The sequence below is a fragment of the Photobacterium sp. R1 genome (genome assembly GCF_054600795.1).
Window position 1 is genome coordinate 1 of sequence record NZ_BAAHZP010000042.1, and the last position, 963, is coordinate 963.

Below are 963 nucleotides of genomic sequence, written 5' to 3' on the forward strand. Positions count from 1 at the left end.
TGTGTCGGTTTGGGGTACGATTCCTTACTATCTGAAGCTTAGAGGCTTTTCCCGGAAGCATGGCATCAATGACTTCACCACCGTAGTGACTCGACATCGGGTCTCAGCCTTGAGATGGTCCGGATTTGCCTAAACCATCAGCCTACACCCTTGAACCAGGACAACCGTCGCCTGGCCCACCTAGCCTTCTCCGTCCCCCCATCGCAATAGTAAGAAGTACGGGAATATTAACCCGTTTCCCATCGACTACGCCTTTCGGCCTCGCCTTAGGGGTCGACTTACCCTGCCCCGATTAACGTTGGACAGGAACCCTTGGTCTTCCGGCGGGGAGGTTTTTCACCCCCCTTGTCGTTACTCATGTCAGCATTCGCACTTCTGATACGTCCAGCATGCCTTACAGCACACCTTCAGCCGCTTACAGAACGCTCCCCTACCCAATACGATAAATCGCATTGCCGCAGCTTCGGTGTATCACTTAGCCCCGTTAAATCTTCCGCGCAGGCCGACTCGACCAGTGAGCTATTACGCTTTCTTTAAATGATGGCTGCTTCTAAGCCAACATCCTGGCTGTCTGAGCCTTCCCACATCGTTTCCCACTTAGTGATACTTTGGGACCTTAGCTGGCGGTCTGGGTTGTTTCCCTCTCCACGACGGACGTTAGCACCCGCCGTGTGTCTCCCGGATAGTACTTACTGGTATTCGGAGTTTGCAAAGGGTTGGTAAGTCGGGATGACCCCCTAGCCTTAACAGTGCTCTACCCCCAGTAGTATTCGTCCGAGGCGCTACCTAAATAGCTTTCGGGGAGAACCAGCTATCTCCAGGTTTGATTGGCCTTTCACCCCTAGCCACAAGTCATCCGCTAATTTTTCAACATTAGTCGGTTCGGTCCTCCAGTAAGTGTTACCTCACCTTCAACCTGCCCATGGCTAGATCACCTGGTTTCGGGTCTAATCCCAGCAACTG

The 963-nt window shown here is 52.9% G+C and carries 1 rRNA gene; it reads right to left on the reverse strand.

From position 1 onward, the window contains the following. A 23S ribosomal RNA gene (locus tag ACYP03_RS23825) occupies positions 1-963 on the reverse strand; the annotation flags it as partial.